Origin of the sequence: Picosynechococcus sp. PCC 11901, from assembly GCF_005577135.1 — a bacterium.
Classification (GTDB): domain Bacteria; phylum Cyanobacteriota; class Cyanobacteriia; order Cyanobacteriales; family MRBY01; genus MRBY01.
On sequence record NZ_CP040360.1, the window covers coordinates 2,847,311 to 2,864,431 of the forward strand.

The 17,121-nt window shown below is 48.1% G+C and carries 10 protein-coding genes and 2 tRNA genes; 6 read left to right on the forward strand and 6 right to left on the reverse strand.

Translation table 11 applies throughout. The features are described 5' to 3' along the window. Nucleotides 1–208: 208 nt before the first annotated feature. Together FEK30_RS14785 and FEK30_RS14790 are read left to right on the forward strand one after the other, a co-directional pair. The gene (locus FEK30_RS14785; RefSeq protein WP_255447902.1) at nucleotides 209–1,336 is read left to right on the forward strand and encodes a septal ring lytic transglycosylase RlpA family protein; all 1,128 of its coding nucleotides are present in this window, start codon (nucleotides 209–211) and stop codon (nucleotides 1,334–1,336) included. Nucleotides 1,337–1,373: 37 nt separating this feature from the next. Further along, nucleotides 1,374–2,357, forward strand: a complete 984-nt coding sequence (locus tag FEK30_RS14790) for an ABC transporter ATP-binding protein (RefSeq protein WP_099238804.1) — start codon at nucleotides 1,374–1,376, stop codon at nucleotides 2,355–2,357. A 139-nt stretch (nucleotides 2,358–2,496) separates the two neighbouring features. Here the strand turns inward: FEK30_RS14790 and FEK30_RS14795 are convergent, their stop codons facing one another. Then, nucleotides 2,497–3,747, reverse strand: a complete 1,251-nt coding sequence (locus FEK30_RS14795) for an RNA-guided endonuclease InsQ/TnpB family protein (protein WP_138073596.1) — start codon at nucleotides 3,745–3,747, stop codon at nucleotides 2,497–2,499. 254 nt (nucleotides 3,748–4,001) lie between these two features. Here FEK30_RS14795 and FEK30_RS14800 point away from each other — a divergent pair, with 254 nt between their 5' ends. Further along, nucleotides 4,002–6,941 (forward strand): calcium-translocating P-type ATPase, PMCA-type, encoded by a 2,940-nt coding sequence (locus FEK30_RS14800; RefSeq protein WP_138073597.1) that lies wholly within the window; start codon nucleotides 4,002–4,004, stop codon nucleotides 6,939–6,941. A gap of 6 nt (nucleotides 6,942–6,947) precedes the next feature. On the opposite strand, the gene FEK30_RS14805 is transcribed toward FEK30_RS14800, so the two are convergent. From FEK30_RS14805 to FEK30_RS14815, 3 genes are all read right to left on the reverse strand, one after another. Beyond that, nucleotides 6,948–7,445, reverse strand: coding sequence for a Spy/CpxP family protein refolding chaperone (locus FEK30_RS14805; protein WP_030006644.1), 498 nt, complete (start codon nucleotides 7,443–7,445; stop codon nucleotides 6,948–6,950). An 87-nt stretch (nucleotides 7,446–7,532) separates the two neighbouring features. Further along, nucleotides 7,533–7,955 (reverse strand): hypothetical protein, encoded by a 423-nt coding sequence (locus FEK30_RS14810; protein ID WP_138073598.1) that lies wholly within the window; start codon nucleotides 7,953–7,955, stop codon nucleotides 7,533–7,535. Next, on the reverse strand, nucleotides 7,952–8,551 hold the full coding sequence (locus FEK30_RS14815) for a sigma-70 family RNA polymerase sigma factor (RefSeq protein WP_138073599.1): 600 nt from the start codon (nucleotides 8,549–8,551) through the stop codon (nucleotides 7,952–7,954). The genes FEK30_RS14810 and FEK30_RS14815 overlap by 4 nt, the downstream gene beginning before the upstream one ends. Nucleotides 8,552–8,698: 147 nt before the next feature. Between FEK30_RS14815 and FEK30_RS14820 the strand changes: the two genes are divergently transcribed. Then, nucleotides 8,699–8,770, forward strand: a tRNA-Asn gene (locus tag FEK30_RS14820). Between the two features lie 187 nt (nucleotides 8,771–8,957). Further along, the gene (locus FEK30_RS14825; protein ID WP_138073600.1) at nucleotides 8,958–11,339 is read left to right on the forward strand and encodes a transglutaminase TgpA family protein; all 2,382 of its coding nucleotides are present in this window, start codon (nucleotides 8,958–8,960) and stop codon (nucleotides 11,337–11,339) included. 2 nt (nucleotides 11,340–11,341) lie between these two features. On the opposite strand, the gene FEK30_RS14830 is transcribed toward FEK30_RS14825, so the two are convergent. Together FEK30_RS14830 and FEK30_RS14835 are read right to left on the reverse strand one after the other, a co-directional pair. Next, nucleotides 11,342–11,428 (reverse strand) — tRNA-Ser (locus FEK30_RS14830). A 296-nt stretch (nucleotides 11,429–11,724) separates the two neighbouring features. After that, nucleotides 11,725–13,770: a SpoIIE family protein phosphatase gene (locus FEK30_RS14835; protein ID WP_138073601.1), complete on the reverse strand. Its 2,046-nt coding sequence runs from the start codon at nucleotides 13,768–13,770 to the stop codon at nucleotides 11,725–11,727. A gap of 612 nt (nucleotides 13,771–14,382) precedes the next feature. Here FEK30_RS14835 and FEK30_RS14840 point away from each other — a divergent pair. Further along, a complete protein-coding gene (locus tag FEK30_RS14840) occupies nucleotides 14,383–17,073 on the forward strand; it encodes a DUF3131 domain-containing protein (protein ID WP_255447903.1) in 2,691 nt (896 codons plus the stop codon). Nucleotides 17,074–17,121: the final 48 nt, after the last annotated feature.

A 17,121-nucleotide genomic window follows, 5' to 3' on the forward strand; every position in this document is an offset into this window, starting at 1 on the left:
TTGGGATGACGGAGAGGGGGATTTCCTGTCAATTCAGCCTCGGATTGTCGCTGAAGGCCAACTTTTTTCGGAAATTCATGGGCTATAAAACATAGAGCAATTTATCTGATGAACCTGCAATGTGACGCGGCACCTAAAACCCAGTTTCAGATTATCTCTGCTAAACAATGGGTGCTGTCTGTGATTTTTAGCTTTTCTTTTATTCTGTATGCATTTACCGAAATTCACAGGATTATTATCTACTTTGGGCGCTTCCCTAGTGATGGGCCTCGGCGCGGCAGCCGTTAACCTCGCTCCCTTTCAAACTAAGGCGATCGCCACCAGTGCCGACCCAGTCAAAACAGTGAGCCTCAACGCCCAACGGGAAACCCTGGCCGAAAATCCCCTGTGCCGTTTAGCGAGTACCCTGGATAAGGCCCCGGAAGCGCAACTCGTGGCCGATACAAACCCGGAACAACTCACGCCCCAGGTCTCTAAGTGGTGGGCCTTTAATTTATTTCAGCGATTTACTCAAAGTCTGGGCCTCGATGCTTTACTCCAGTTAGAAGTGCCGCTGGCCACTGCCCCCCTCGTCGCGGTGGTGCCTACGCCGGAAGCAACACCCCAAGCTGCTGCTGAGTCTGGGGCACAGCTGATTAGCTACAACGCAGACCGCCCCGCCACCAACCCCCAAAGCCATCAACTTTGGCTCCAGAATAAGCCCGTTGCCACCATTCGTTCCCAACAGGAGGCTGAACGGTTGGCCCAACGCCTTGAACAACTGGTGGCGATGGCGGAATTTCAAGCCACGGCGATCGCCCCGACGTTACATGAAGACAAACCGGCGATCGCCTTTGGTGATGACATTCTTTTAGTGGTGGACGAAACAATTACCCATGAGGACGTTCTCAACCATGAGATCCTCGCCATTCAGTGGGCGAATAATCTCCGTCTCGCCCTCGGTGTCCCGGCGCTGGATATGGTCACTGCCCAGCAGCAAATGTATCAGCTCGAAGAAACAGGTCAATCCCTCGAAGGACTAGCCTCCTGGTATGGCCCCTACTTCCATGGTCGCCTGACGGCCAATGGGGAAACCTACGACCAATACGCTCTGACAGCGGCCCACCCTTCAATGCCCCTGAATACCTACCTCAAGGTCACCAACCTCAACAATGACCGGAGTGTAATCATCCGCCTCAATGACCGTGGCCCCTATATTCCGCCCCGGAGCCTGGATCTATCCCTTGGTGCCGCCCGCTGTCTCAATAGCGTGGAAACGGGTGTCATTCCCTACAAGGCCACGATCATGGAACAAAAATCGCCCGAACCAGAGGCGATCGCCCCTGATATGATCTAGGTCTATCTTGAGTGCTGCCTAGGCCCGTTCCCTGACCATGCCAATTATTGAAGTCGATTCCCTCAGTAAAATCTATCCCGTCGCCCTCAAGCAACCCGGTTTTAAGGGAACTCTCAAACACTTTTTCCAGCGACAATACCGACAAATTAAAGCCGTTGAGGAGATCACCTTTAACATTGAACCTGGCGAAATTGTGGGCTTTTTGGGGCCAAATGGGGCCGGCAAAACCACGACCCTCAAAATGCTCACGGGGCTAATTTATCCCTCCACGGGGGTAGTACGTGTGGCAGGGGCGATTCCTTTCCAGCGGCAACGGGCGTTTCTCAAGCAAATCAGCCTGGTCATGGGGCAAAAACAACAGCTCCTTTGGGATTTGCCTGCCCTCGATTCCCTCCGCATCAATGCTGCTGTCTACGACATTCCCGAACCTGTTTTTGAAGAACGCCTGGCAGAACTCAGCGCGATGCTCTCCCTAGAAGGGAAGCTGACCCAACCCATGCGTAAACTCTCCCTAGGAGAACGGATGAAGGCGGAACTCCTGGCCGCCCTATTGCACCATCCCCAGGTGCTCTTTTTGGATGAGCCGACCCTCGGTTTAGATGTAAATGCCCAGGTGGCGGTACGGGACTTTCTGCGGGAATATAACCAGCGCTATGGGGCGACAATTCTTTTAACCAGCCACTATATGGCGGATATTACCGCCCTCTGTGAGCGGGTGTTGCTCATTTACCAGGGAAAACTGATCTACGATGGCAATTTAGAAAAGTTACTGGATCGCTTTGCGCCCTATCGAGAAGTGCGGGTCGAATTAACAGAAACCTATTCCCGCGAGGCCCTGAGCTTTTTTGGAGAAGTAGAACACATCGATGGTCAAGCGGTACGTTTTTTGGTAAAGCGAGAAAATTTGACCCAGAGCATCGCCAAAATCTTAGAAAATTTGCCCGTAGCGGATCTCAGCGTCAACGATCCTCCCGTTGAAGAAGTAATTGGCCGGGTGTTTAGTGAAGGCATCGTCGCCTAGGGGCAAAGTACAGCATTATTTTTCGCTGATATTTTCAAAAAGGCGATCGCCTTTCTGATTTCCAGAAAACCAAGGGCTAGAGCAGTAACCCAGAGAGTGACATACTCCCGGCGCTGCTCTACGAGACAGCACGGGCTTCTTAAGTCGCCTTAAGAGATTCCTGCTTCAAAGCCTCCCTACTGGGCGTAGCTCCACAGGATTGAACGGTCTGTCCAACCGCTACACTTCGACATGCTTCGACAAGCTCAGCAACATGCTCAGTGCTAGCTAGTCCACGATTGCGAATTACTTGACCACTGGCCACATCTCGATTGGTGGTGTAGCCACATTCTGGGCATTCATGCCGACGCATGGACAAGTCTTTTTTCACCGCTACACCACAGGATGGGCATTCCTGACTCGTGCCATTAGCAGCAACCTTTTGGAAATGCACACCACGCTTAAAGCAGACCCATCTCAATGTCTCGAGGAACTGCCCCCAACCAGCATCCAGACAATGCTTCCCCAGCATTCCTTTTGCCAGTCCTTTTAGGTTCAACTCCTCCGCAAATATCATCCCTGCTTGGTCGCAGAGATGATGGGCTAACTTACGGTGAAAATCTTTGCGTCGGTTCACAATTCGTTCATAGAATCTGGCGACTCGTTGACGAGCTTTTTGCTGGTTCTTTGAACCTTTCTGCTTTCTGGCAACGGCACGGTTCAGCACTTTCAGCCTGTGTTGTGCCTCCACAAAGAATCGGGGTCTCCCAATCAACTCGCCTTCTGATGTCGCAACAAAATCCGTTAATCCCACATCAATCCCAATGGCATAACCACCAATCGGGGGATCTGGAATCTTTACGTCGCTTTGGATAACTAGCTGGATATACCAACCAGAAGCGCGTTTAACTACCCGTGCTTGCTTCACCTCAAACCCATCAGGGAGCGGGCGGTGCATCACGGTCTTAACCCAACCAAATACAGGCAACTTAATTTGATTGTCACCAATTGGGTTTTTGCCCAACTGCGGGAAGTTAAAGCTGCGAAAACGCTTCTTAAACCTTGGGAATCCGAACCCACTATTCCACAATGCATTAAACGCCTTTTCCAGCCTACCCATCACATCCTGAAGCACTTGAGAATGCACCGCTTGCAGAAAAGAATTAGTTTTCCTTGCGGCGGTCAAATTGCGCTTTTGACTGTAATAGGTCGGCTTTTCTGAATCCATTGGGTAAATAAATTCCCGCTGGATACTACAAGCATTAACGGGGCACTTACGGGCCTGAATCCAATCACGACGTTCCGCCAGCGCGTAATTATACACACGGCGGCAGGTGTTCAACCATTGAGCCATTTGAAGGGCTTGGTCGGCAGTTGGATAAGCTCTGTACTCGTAAGTTAGGTTGAGCATACTCCTATTGTAGCAAATACTTAGGGACGTTGTGCCAGTCCCTAAGACTACTTATTGGAAGTTTGCTTCCTCCCGTTGGTCAGTCGCTCGCTCTTCATCCCGATGCTGACGCTACGCATACAGCGCGGGCTTCCCCGCGACTCAGCTAAATTTTTTTAACGTTCCCCCCCATCGGCCAAAGGGTGAAACCTACCATAGGAGTAGAAGTAGCGACCACTACCGTAAGGGTCAGACTTTTCCCAGCATTACTACCTATGACTATTGCATCTCCAGGCGATCGCCATCTGCCCTATGCAGGGTTGACGGCCGCACAAGTTCAGGCGAATCGTGCCGAATATGGCGCCAATGTTTTAACCCCGCCCCAACGGCGTCCCTGGTGGCAACTTTTTTTAGAGAAATTTACTGATCCGGTGATTCGCATTCTGATGATTGCGGCGGCGATCGCCCTTGCGGTGGGGGTGTTGCGGGGCGAATATGCCGAAGGTCTGGGGATTATTGTCGCGATCTTGTTGGCTACCGTCGTTGCTTTTTTTAATGAGTTTAAAGCGAACCAAGAATTTGCCCTCCTCAACCATGTTTACGATCAAGTCATGGTCAAGGTAATTCGCGAGGCCCAGTATCACAGTCTGCCGCGCCAGGATTTGGTGGTGGGCGACATTATCTACATCGAACAGGGCCATGAAGTTCCCGCCGATGCCAAAATTCTTGAAAGCGTTTCCCTTCACATTGATCAAGCAAAACTCACGGGGGAATCAGAACCCGTTAACAAATCAGCCCAAGCGGATCCTTTCCAAGTAGAAGCCGAGCAGTCCGCTTACCCGTTTAATTGTGTCTACCGCAGTACCATCGTCACCCAAGGCCATGGTTTTTGTGAGGTCATTGCCGTTGGCGATCGCACTGAAATTGGTAAGTTAGCCCAAGCGGTGGCCACCGTTGAAGATGATCCCAATACGCCCCTCAATCAACAACTCGAAACCCTGAGTAAAGCAATTGGGGTGGTGGGTTTAACCGTCGCCATCTTGACGTTTATTGCTCTGTTAATTCGGGGTCTCCTCACCCAAGAACTGAGGCTAACAGGTTCCCAGGGTTACGTGATGGCCTGTTTATTGGGGGCGATCGCCGTAATGTCAGCATCCGTGTGGCTGCCGGTGCTCGAAGATGGCCAAGAACTACTCGAACGCTTGGGAAAGTTACCCGAAGTTTTCGCTGTTCCAGCCCCGGCGGCCCTAAAAAATACCCCCTTGATGTTGCTTGGGGGTAGCCTCTGGTTAGGGGGGAGTCTCGGCTATGGTGTTGCTACCCACTGGCTATCCCCCACAGTGAGAGAATGGCTTCCCCTAGATGTGGGGCTGGCCCTCCTCAATTACTTCATGGTGGCCGTGACGATTATCGTGGTAGCTGTGCCAGAAGGACTGGCCATGAGTGTCACCTTGTCTTTGGCCTACAGTATGCGCCGCATGACCGCCGAAAATAATCTGGTGCGGCGGATGCATGCCTGTGAAACCATTGGCGCAACCACCGTGATCTGCTCCGATAAAACCGGAACATTGACCTGTAATCAAATGCATGTCCATGAGACCTGTATCCCTGGGCTGGTGGAGGCTAAACCGGCGCAAGCCACCCATGTTCGTCAGGTCCTCGCCGAGGCGATCGCCGCTAACAGTACCGCCGACCTAGAGTACGCCACCCAAGCGCTGCCCACGGTCATTGGGAACGCCACAGAGGGAGCCCTTTTACTCTGGCTCGATCAACAAAACCTTGACTACCTCGACTACCGTTACAATTTTGACCTCAGTTCCCAGGGGGCATTTTCTGCCGAAAAAAAGTACATGACCAGCCTCGGCAAATCGCCCATTTTGCAGGAGGAAGTTCTCTACGTTAAAGGCGCTCCAGAAGTCGTACTCAAACGCTGTGATTATCAATTAAGTGCTGGTGGGGTTATGCCCCTCACCGAACGGGCTGCCATTATCAAAACACTCCAAGACTACCAAAGCCGGGGGATGCGGACCCTTGGTTTTGCCTACCGTCCCCTGGGGGATCTCAAGCATTTTAAAATCACTGAAATCGAACGGCACCTGGTATGGCTTGGTTTTTTTGCGATTATTGACCCCCTGCGGGACGATGTCCCCGCCGCCGTTAAAGCCTGTCTCCGTGCCGGCATTCAGGTCAAAATTGTTACCGGTGATAGTCCCCAAACGGCGAGGGAAATTGGCCGACAAATTGGCCTCTGGCACCAAACCGAAGAGGTTAACTTTAAAGCCTTGCACCTGACGGGGCCGGAGTTTGCCGCCATGGATGATGACACCGCACGGGAAGCCGTGAAGTCCTTAAAGATCCTCTCCCGCGCCTGCCCCCTAGATAAATTACGCTTGGTGAAGTTGCTCCAACAATCGGGAGAAGTGGTTGGTGTGACGGGGGATGGGACGAATGATGCGGCGGCCCTCAAACAGGCGCAAGTGGGCCTCGCCATGGGGAGTGGTACGGCGATCGCCAAGGAAGCCAGTGACATTATCCTCTTGGATGATTCCTTTAGCAGCATTGTGAATGCGGTGCTCTGGGGGAGATCGCTCTATGAAAATATTCAAAAATTTCTTCTCTTTCAGCTCACCATTAACGTGGTAGCCCTGGGGACAGCTCTTTTGGGGCCATTTATTGGCATTGAGCTTCCCCTAACGGTGACCCAAATGCTGTGGGTCAATTTGATTATGGATACCTTTGCCGCCCTGGCCTTAGCCACGGAACCGCCCAATCCAGAAGTCCTAGGGCGATCGCCCCGTCAAGCCGAGGCATTTATCATCACCGGGGCCATGGCCAAACAAATTGCCTTCTTAGGGTGTGGATTTCTGGTGCTGATGGTAGGCATTTTGGAGTATGAAATGCGCGATGGCACCATCAATACCTACGAGCTTTCCGTCTTTTTTGCGATTTTCGTCTTTCTGCAACTGTGGAATTTATTTAATGCCCGCTGTTTTGGCCTCTCGATTTCTGCGTTTACAGGGCTCTCAAAAAATCCAGCTTTTAGCGCGATTATTGCCACCATTTTTATCGGTCAAGTGGCCATGGTGCAGTGGGGAAGCAGTGCCTTTCGTACCGTCCCCCTGGCCTGCCGCGATTGGCTGTGGATTATCGGAGGAACCTCTTTTGTGTTGTGGTTCGGGGAAATTTGGCGCAAAGTGCAAGGCTCGTCTCAATAATTTTGACTACTGCCGCCAGCCAAACCAGCTCCGCCACCGTTGGAAGCGATCGCCCTGGCGTTTTTGGGCCATATGCTGTGCTAATTCTGCCCGTTGGGCGGGGGTGAGCACTTCACGAATGTCTAACATCTGCCGGAAATGGAGATCTGCTAAATCTTGGCGCAGGTTTGTAATGGTACGGTGTTGGGCCTCTAATTGATTGCGGGAAGTCGTGCTATTGCGCATTAATGTCCGCATGGTATTTTTTGCCTGTTGAATTGCTGCCCGTTTGGCCCCCATTTGGCTACGGTAATTGGCGCGGATTCCTTGGATTTGTTGTCTCTGGGCGGTACTGAGGTCAAGCCGATCAACGAGATCTGCTTCCCGCTCATCCCCTTGGCTCATGAGGACTGGTGCTGGGGCAACGGTGAAGTGGGTGGCTTTCGTGGTTGAGTCGGCGATCGCCATTTCCCCTGTCAACGAGAGGGCCACCGCAGAAGCCATTAATACTTGTTTTTTAAACATGATTAAAATTCATCTCCAAAACTAATCACAGATTCCGCTAGGACGGCATTAGCCCAGTGTTGAAATTTAGGAATGTTTTGCGAAGCACTAGGGATCAGTATTGACAACAAAATCAACGTACTCGTAGGACAGTTCCTGTTCTTGGTAAAGGTGCTCCCCAAAGGAGTAAGACCAGCTTTCTTCAAGAAAAGCCTCCAGTTCTTCATCGGCTCCCCCGGCGATCGCCTTTGGCTGGGGTTGTTCAACTCTCCCCCAATACTGTTGCGGCATCACCTCCGGCAGCGACCCAAATTCTTGGTGCAGTTGTCCATGGCCAACCACGAGCACAAGCCCGGCAGCAATCACTGTCGGAACCCACCATTTCCCCTGGGACGAAGCTGTCAGGTTTGACGGTTCTGTTTGGTTGAGTCGCGCCAAAAGCCTTTCTTCGTGATCCCCTGGTGGCGGTGGCCCGTAGGGTTCGTGGTTCTTTAAAAACCGAATTAAGTTGTCATGGTCATGGAAATTCATAGACTGACTCCTTGGGTTTCTAAAAACTGACGCAGCGATCGCCGGGCATGGTGGAGGCGAGATTTCACCGTTCCTGGCGGAATCCCAAGAATTTCAGCCACCTCCTTTTGGGGCAGATCCTTGAGATCATGGAGCACCAAGACCGCCCGGTGTTCCAAGCTTAGCGATTGCAAACCCCGCTGCACCAAATCTTGATAATAAATTTGACTCAGCCCCTCCGGCCCCGGATCTGCTACCGCACCAATTTGCGCCTCTAAGCCTGTGATTAAGGTCATCTGCTTCGCAAAGCGTCGCCGTTGATCCGTCGCCACATTCCAAGTAATGCGGTACAACCAGGTGGCAAAATAGTCCGGATTTTTGAGGCGCGGGAGCCCCTGCCAGGCCTTTAAAAATACCTCTTGAATTAAATCATCCAAGAGCGCCACCCCACAGAGTTGATACAGGGTAGACCGTACCTTTTGGTGATAGCGTCGGTACAGGATTCGGAAACTTTGGCGATCGCGCCGCCCCCGAATAGACCCTATTTTCCCTTGGCAAAGACAAACCAATTCCCTATCCGAAATGGCAGTAGGGTGGTCAACAGCTTGATCGGGCATATCCCTCTCCAGTCATCGCACGTCTTTTTAGACTGAACCTTTACCCAAAAAGTTCAACCGGCTCAAAAAAAACTTGAACCAAGGTATTGCCAAATCCAAAAACTGTGGCTACAATGTTAAACCGTTGGAACACAACGCGCCACACAATCCTCAGTAGCTCAGCGGTAGAGCGGTCGACTGTTAATCGATTGGTCGCAAGTTCGAATCTTGCCTGGGGAGTACAAAAATTAAATCAATCGATAATCTCGCTAATCGAACCATGGAACTGCGGCTTTCATCGGTTTAAGTCAGGATTCACAAAAAACTGTAGGCTGCTGTTCTGCTTTATGGCTTCAGTGGGATTTATGCTGAATTTGAAGGATAAGGGTAGTCTAGTAGAAGGTTTTTGATTTCCGCCTACAGCACGATGACATCACCCTCTTCCCAACGCCTCAAACCGAAATCCTTTGCGGATTTAGTGGCCCAATTGCGTAATTTTCCCAAACCCCAAAGCGAAGATTCTGTACTGCTGCGGGCCTTGGTACAGCTATTGGTGGTTGTCGGCATTATTGCGACGGATGTGGCCTCAGAAGGAAACATGATCTGGTTTGGCTGGCCGATCAGTGTTTTAGCGGTACCCTTAACGCTCCTGGGGGGAGTCTGGAGTTGGCAAAACCGTCAGAAGGCGAATGTGGGGGCAAAATTTTTTATTGCCATTGGCATGTTGGGCATGCTGTTGCTCTTTTTCCGGAATCTGTATGCCAATTTAAACGATACGCGTTTGGTGCTGGCAGAGCTCCTCATTCAACTGCAAATTCTTCACAGCTTCGATTTGCCCCGCCGAAAGGATCTGGGTTATTCGATGGTGATCGGCCTTATTTTGTTGGGGGTGGCAGGCACTGTTTCTCAAACGCTAACCTTTGCGCCCTGGTTAATTCTATTTTTGGCGATCGCCCTCCCTGTTCTAGTTTTAGATTACCGTTCACGCCTCGGCCTAGCTGGCTTGGAGACGATCCTTTGGCCGCAGCGCTCCAGTGCCCGTAAAGGTCGCGCTGACCTCCTGAAAAATTCTCCCCTGTCACCCAAACGCCTGGGCGCAATTTTGGGGATCACCTTGGTATTGGGCTTGGGACTCTTTAGCATCATGCCCCGTTTTCCTGGCTATCAACTCAGCACCTTGCCTGTGAGTTTGCCCGCCGATGCCCCTGAAAATGAGCGTTTTAGCCCGACTAACCTTAGCCTCGTCAATCCTGGCTATGAGAATCCTGGCGGCGAAGGAAATGAAAACGCCGATGGTGCGACCTTTGGGAATAGTCCGGGCACTGGTGAGGGCAGTAGTCCCAGCGAAGGTCAAGGGGAACTCGATAAAACCCAGTATTACGGTTTCAATAGCAAAATCAACCAAAATCTCCGGGGTGAGATGGAAAAGGTGCTGGTGATGCGGGTGCGATCGCAGGCTCCTGGTTTTTGGCGCGTGATGTCCTTTGACCGTTACACAGGCCAGGGCTGGGAAGTCACCAATGCCGATGATTTGCAACTCACGGAGCGTTCCCGCTGGGCAGGACGTTTTTTCCTAACGCCTTTTATCCCCAACCCAGTGGAAAAGAAAAAAATTATCCAGAGCTATACCGCCGTTTTGTCTTTGCCGAACATTGTCCCGGCGATGCAGTATCCGACGGAGCTTTATTTTCCCACGGCGGAGATTGGCCAAGATCCAGAGGGTAATTTGCGATCGCCTTTGGGACTTTTAGAAGGTTTAACCTATACCGTTGTCTCTAAAGTACCCTACCGTAACCGGACAGAATTGGCGGCAGCAGGGACAGATTATCCTCCCTTTGTCACCGAGAAATATCTAGATGTCCCCCCAGAAATCAAAGCGGAGGTACGGGCCGTTGCCGAGGAAATTCTCTCCCAGGCAAATAGCCCCATCACTTCCCCCTACGAAAAGGCTCTCTATCTCGCCCAAGGGTTGAAGCAACGCTTCCCCCAAGCCCAAGAAATTCCGTTCTTCGCAGACGATGAAGATCTCGTTGAAGCTTTCCTGTTCAAATACAAGGGGGGCTATGCCGACCATTACGCCACAGTCCTCACAATTATGTTGCGCTCTATTGGGATTCCGGCTCGGTTTGCAACGGGATTTGACCAGGGAGATTTTAATCCATTTACGGGCTATTACCTCGTCCACAATACCGATGCCCATGCTGTCACAGAAGCCTATTTTCCGGGCCAGGGTTGGTTTGCGTTCAATCCACTGCCGGGTTATGAAGTTGTGCCGCCTTCCTTTGAGGATGGTGGTGCTTTTGGCGTATTGAGATCATTTTGGCGTTGGGTTGCGGGTTGGGTGCCGTCGCCGATTCTTGGCTTCTTTGAGGGGCTTTGGTTTACCACCCTGAAAATACTAGGCTACGTGGTTTCGCGGTTGTGGGGCTTTGTTTCCAGTGGCCTCGTTGGGGCCATTACGGGAGCGATCGCCGTTGCTGTCGCCAGCATGGGCGGTTGGTTTGTCATTAAACAAATTCGCAACTGGTTCCAACGGCGTCGCTTTGCTCGATTACCGATGATGGAACAGCTCTACCAACAAATGCTCCTGCTGCTCCAAAACAAAGGGCACCAAAAACAACGTACCCAAACTCCTTGGGAGTTTTTGCAGACGATTCAACCACAATATCGTCCTGAAACCTTAGAAATTTTGACGGAACTGACCGAAGCCTATGTCAACTGGCGCTATGGTGAACAGCCTGCCAATACGGACTACCTCCGGCAGCAACTCAAACGCCTACGACGTTCCTTTTATCGGGGTCAATCCTAAAACGGAGAGGGGGGGATTCGAACCCCCGACTGAGTTGCCCCAGTAACGGTTTTCGAGACCGCCGCATTCAACCACTCTGCCACCTCTCCAGGGGTCTAAACTATTCTAAGCACAATTCAAGGTCTTGGCTAGTCCGATTGCCATAAAGAATCCAAAAGTTACTGGCTCCCCGCAAGCACTCCGGGGCCAACAGTTCATTCGTTCTATGATTATATTAATGATGGGTTACTCCTTCTCTGACAAAAGGTAAAATTCAAGCGATTCGGTATTAATTCATTGTAATTTTTTACGTCATCGGAGTTTTTGAGTTTGTTTTTTTGAAAGCTATTTCTTCGAGAAATTTAATTTTAAAATGACGTGACCTAAATACATGAGATATTTTTGATTAAAATATTATTTCCATGATTGAACAATCATCCTCCAACTCGTAGTCATAATTGAGATGGTTGATTTGTTGAAAAAGAAATTGCAAATCGGGTGATGAATGTGATCGAGCATAGGACAAGATTAACTGACGCCAGTTTTGTAGCCCAAATATGTTTTTGTTTTCATTGACAAAAAATTCATAGGTGCCATCGCTAAAAAGGAAAAGTCGACTTTCTTTTGTTACTTCAATTTCAGCCGATATAAAAGGAAAGTCAGAAAATAACCCTACAGCAATATTGCCTGAATTTAGACCTTGAACTTCATAATCTACTTTTTGTTTATTTGGGGTCAGAAGAAAAGCCTCAGGATGACCCGCTGAAGCATATTTTAAGATATTAGATTTTTTATTTAAAACACCATACCAGATAGTGAAATAATCTTCACCACTCTCATTAATTTGAAACAATCGATTTAGATTCCCTAAAACAATTTCAGGCTCATACAAATTCATTTTTGTATAATCCTGTTGACGTAGGATGTTTAAAATTGATACTGAAAGCAACGAAGATTTGATGCCATGGCCTGCGACATCTAAAACATAGAACATCAAATTCTCTGGATCAAGCCATACATAATCAAAGATATCTCCACCGAGAGCATTGGAGGGCTTAAAAAGTGTTTCAATTTGTACTGAGGAGTGCGTCTTAGAAAGGGTTTCATTCGGCAATAGTGACTCTACATAATGTGCCGCCTGATCAAGTTCAAATTGCAGTAGATCATTTTTTTGTTGTAGTTCTTTTTCGATTTGTTTTCTTTTGAGGTACTGTCCAATTTGTTTTCCTAAAACCTCTAAACCCCTTGAGAGAATATCATTTCTTTTTTGTTGTTTTGTATCAAAAAAGACCATTAAGCCTAGCGTTTCTTGGCTATGATTAAGGATGCAGTTTTGAGCATATTTAAATGAAATGATCTGGGAAGATTGATGCGTACTTTCGACCTCAAGGATTTCTTGTTGAGACTGGATTTCACTGATGTGAGATGTAATATCATAAATACTTTCCATCCAATCTTCTAGATAAAAAGAATCAGGCGCATTGTTTGAACTTTTGATTTCATATTTTTTTAAATACCAATGAACAGTTTTTTTTAATTCTTGTTTTTGGGGATCTAATAGCCAGAATTCTGCAAGGGAAAACCCTAAATTTCCGCTAATTGCTTGTAATATGTATTGAATGGTTAGATTGGTACTGTCGGAGCGGGAAATAATTTTGTTAATTATATGTTCCAATCGACGATATTTTTCATTATAAAAATCTTTAGTAATATCGTATAGTCTGCCAGCGATTCCGGATGATTCTAGTGATTTTTTATCGATTTTTCCGGAAATTTGAATATTTACCCAACGAACTTCTTCTAGTTTCGTAATAAAACGAGTTTTATAGGTCCTTATCTTGCCATTTCCTAGTGCTTTTTGCAGCTTTGTTTGATTATGATTTTTCTCTTTGGGATGAAGAAAATCGAGAAAATTTTGACCAATTGTTTCATCTGGCCGATAGCCCATAATTTGATACCAAGCCGGATTCACAAAAGTAATATATCCCTCTGGAGTAAGGTGAAATAAAACCTCTTGAAGACTGCTTACAAGTGTTTGATATACTTTTTTACTGTCGCGTAGTGCTTGTATCGTATCAACAAGTTTTAACATATGTTGAATCCGTCCAAGCAAGACTGAAGTGCGAATGGGTTTTGTAATAAAATCACTGACACCTATTTGAAATGCTTTATCGATAGATTGATTATCTCCAAGGGAAGTTAACATCATTATGGGAGTATCTTTGCCCTGTGGGAACTCTCTAATAATCTGACAAAAATCAAAGCCGTCAAGTTCGGGCATCAAAGCATCTACTAAAATCAAAGCTGGCGATCGCTCTTGAAAGAGTGAAATCCCTTGCTCTCCATTTTCCGCTTCAATCACTCGATAATTCGCTTTGATTAAAATATGTTTAACTAGCTTTCTGGATAGGGCATCATCATCAATGAGAAGGATTTCGGCGGCTGGTTGCATTTTTGTTTAACAGAACTTAGTAGATAACATAAAAAAGATATGTGTATATTGCGCTGGAGTAATCCAGGCAGGCTAAAGCAGTTATTTGTTTTGTTTAAAACTCAGGATTGATATTAGTATCAGACTTTGTTAACTAGAATGTTTTGATTTTTAAAATATTGTTATACTGTCATTTTAATAAAAGTAAGCCAATAGGGCTAAGCCATCAAGAGTATTAATTATTTTTACGTATTGCTTGACACTTGGTGAGGATGTTTTTTGATTTATGGATGATGAGAATTTTGAAGCTCCCCCCACAATATTGGTTATAGGTACCGTAATTGCAGGGGTGCTATCTGGTATCGGACTGATTATTCTCCTGGAATACTTAAGTAAAAAAAATCCGCCCCAACCAAGTTCAACTTCTAATCATCGAGTTATCTCAATGGTTATTCCCTGGAGTGATTACTCTTCGTCTTCGTTTTTCAGCCAGCCTCAATCTAAGTGCGACTGATATTGCTTTTCTATTATTTGAATTAAGAGCGCATGTCTTTTTCTTACATGATTCGCAGATCTAAGGTTATTCTCGTTTGTCTGGTTTTCGGTCTTTTTTTATCCTACGGGCTGAATTTTATGCCAACTCCACTGGTAAAAGCGCAATCTGCTCCAGAAATGTGTGGGGCGATCGCCATACCTCTGACCCCGGAAGAGCAAAAATATGCTCAGTCTGCTTGGCAATACTTTGTCGATAATGTACAACCCAGTACTGGATTATCAAATGCTGCTGGGAGTTTCCCAGCTAGTACGATGTGGGATTTAGGTAATTACTTAATGGCCATGAATGCGGCACGGGGGATAGGACTGATCAACCAAGAGGACTTTGATAGTCGATTAAATCAGTTTTTGACGAGCCTCGCCGAACTGCCACTCTTTGAAAATACCCTGCCCAATAAAGTCTATAACAGCGCAACTAAAGAGATCGTAGACTATGGCAACAATGCCATTGAACGAGGCATTGGCTGGTCTGCCCTTGATATAGGCCGTCTCCTTGCTGCTTTTCATATCGTCCAAAGGTGCCATCCTCAATATTCAGACTGGATTTCTGGCATTGTTTCAAGTTGGAATGTTGCGGAGTCCGTTGAAAATGGCAGCCTCTATGGTGCAATGGTTTTACCCGACGGCTCGACCCTCAAGGTACAGGAGGGGCGGCTTGGTTATGAGGAATATGCAGCCCGGGGTTATTCTCTCTGGGGATTTGAGGTACCAGCGGCGATCGCCCACGAACCTTTTGAATTTGTCGATATCTATGGTGTGCAAATTCCGGTTGATACCCGCGATTACTTTGAGACTAATGCTAATAACTACGTCGTCAGCGAAGCCTACATTTTAGATGCCATCGAGTTTGGCTTACAGGGAGAACGGGCAGATCACGCTCGTCGGGTATTTGAAGCGCAGAAACGGCGTTATGAGGAGACAGGACTGTTGACCTCTGTTTCAGAAGATAATATTAATCAGGCCCCCCACTTTCTCTACAACACGGTTTATGCCAATGGTCAGCCCTGGGCTGTGATCACAGAAAACAACGAAGCATATCCAGAACTACGCACTCTCAGTTCAAAATCAGCATTCGGTTGGCACTACATTTATCCCGACGATGCCTATGCCCAGAAAGTTTTTGACCATATCAAAGACAGTACAAATTCCGGTAGAGGTTACTATGCGGGGATTTATGAGTCGGGTCTCTATGATCCGCAGCCGCCCCTCAACGATATTTTGACGGGGAATACCAATGGGTTGATCCTTGAAATTCTCTACTACAAAGCCAGGGGTTTTAAACCGATGGTTGAGGGGCAAAGCTCAATCGCTAGCTCCCCTGTTCCAAGGGTTTCAGTTGCTCCCATTGCGCCACCTACCAATAGTGCTACGGTTAGTTGTGCGCCCCAAGCTGAAGAAATTGATGTGGCGGCGATCGCCCCCGTTCGCCCAGTGAAATCCAGCAATTGTCCTGCCCCAGGCGAGGAAATAAATCCGGCTGATCGTCGTTACGCAGAAATCGCCTGGCAATATTTTGAAACCAACCATCGAAAAACGGGTCTGGTGCCAGATCGAAGCGATTTAGAAGGCATAACCGCGTGGGGAATGGGAGATTATTTGGCTGCACTCCATGCGGCCCGTACCCTTAATATAATTTCCCCAGAAACCTTTGATCAGCGCGTGCGCCACTTTCTCGGTGCCTTGCAAGAAATGGAGCTATTTGGGGCGGAGTTGCCCTACCGCGCCTATGATACTTTGACCCTGAAACCCATCGACTATGGTGGTAACCACAGCAACAATGGTTGGTCTGGCTTAGATCTGGGTCGGCTTTTGACCTCTCTCCATGTTTTAAAAACTTGCCACCCAGAATATCAAGAGGCAGTCGATCAGGTAGTTTTAGATTGGTCGTATCTACGGGTTGTGCGCGATGGCCAAGTTGCGAATATCAGTGTGGAGAAAAATAACCGGGGCAGACAACAGCGTCTCCAAGTTCAGCCAGCTCATCTGCTTGGTTATGAAGAATATGCTGCGCGAGGATTTCAGCTTTGGGGTTTTGATGTCCATCGTTCTGCCATTGGGGATGATTATGTAACCCAAACGGTTGCTGGGGAAAAAATTCCTGTGGCGCGCTCTCAAGTAAACCAGGGTCAACAACAGAAGAGAGCCAGCACTATCACGAATCCCTTTCTGCTTTATGGTTTGGAATTTGGTTTTGACCCCCAAAGGCGTAATTTTATTAACAGTATCTATCGAGCAGAGGCAAAACGCTATGGAGAGACGGGGAAGTTGAGCGCATCGGGAACCACACTGATTCAGGAGCCCCCCTATGTGATCCACAGTACGGTCATTAATAATGGGAAGCCTTGGGCCGCAGTGGATGACGGGGGAAACCTGGTACCACAAGGCCGTGTTGTCAGTACGGCGATCGCCTCTGCTTACCATGCGTTGTTTCCAGATGATGACTATGGGAAAACCCTATGGCAAGCAACGTTAGACCTATACGATCCAAACCTAGGCTATTACGAAGGTTTGTACGAAGAGAGCGGACAGCTTAGCCTCGGACTGACCAGCGGTACAAATAGCTTGATCCTGCAGGCTTTGCTCTATAAATACATGGCTCAACAACCGATTATCCGACCCCATCAAAATCTAGAAAGTCGCTGGTGGCAGGAAATCAAAAATGGCGATCGCCATGGCTTAGGACTCCCCAGTCGGAGCTTTCCTCGCATCGAACTTAAAGGGACTGGAAATCGCCAATATTGGGATCTCAAAACTAATGTAAATGACTAACTATAAACGTCTCATTTTTATTTCTATTTGTTAAGTAGAATCTTCTTT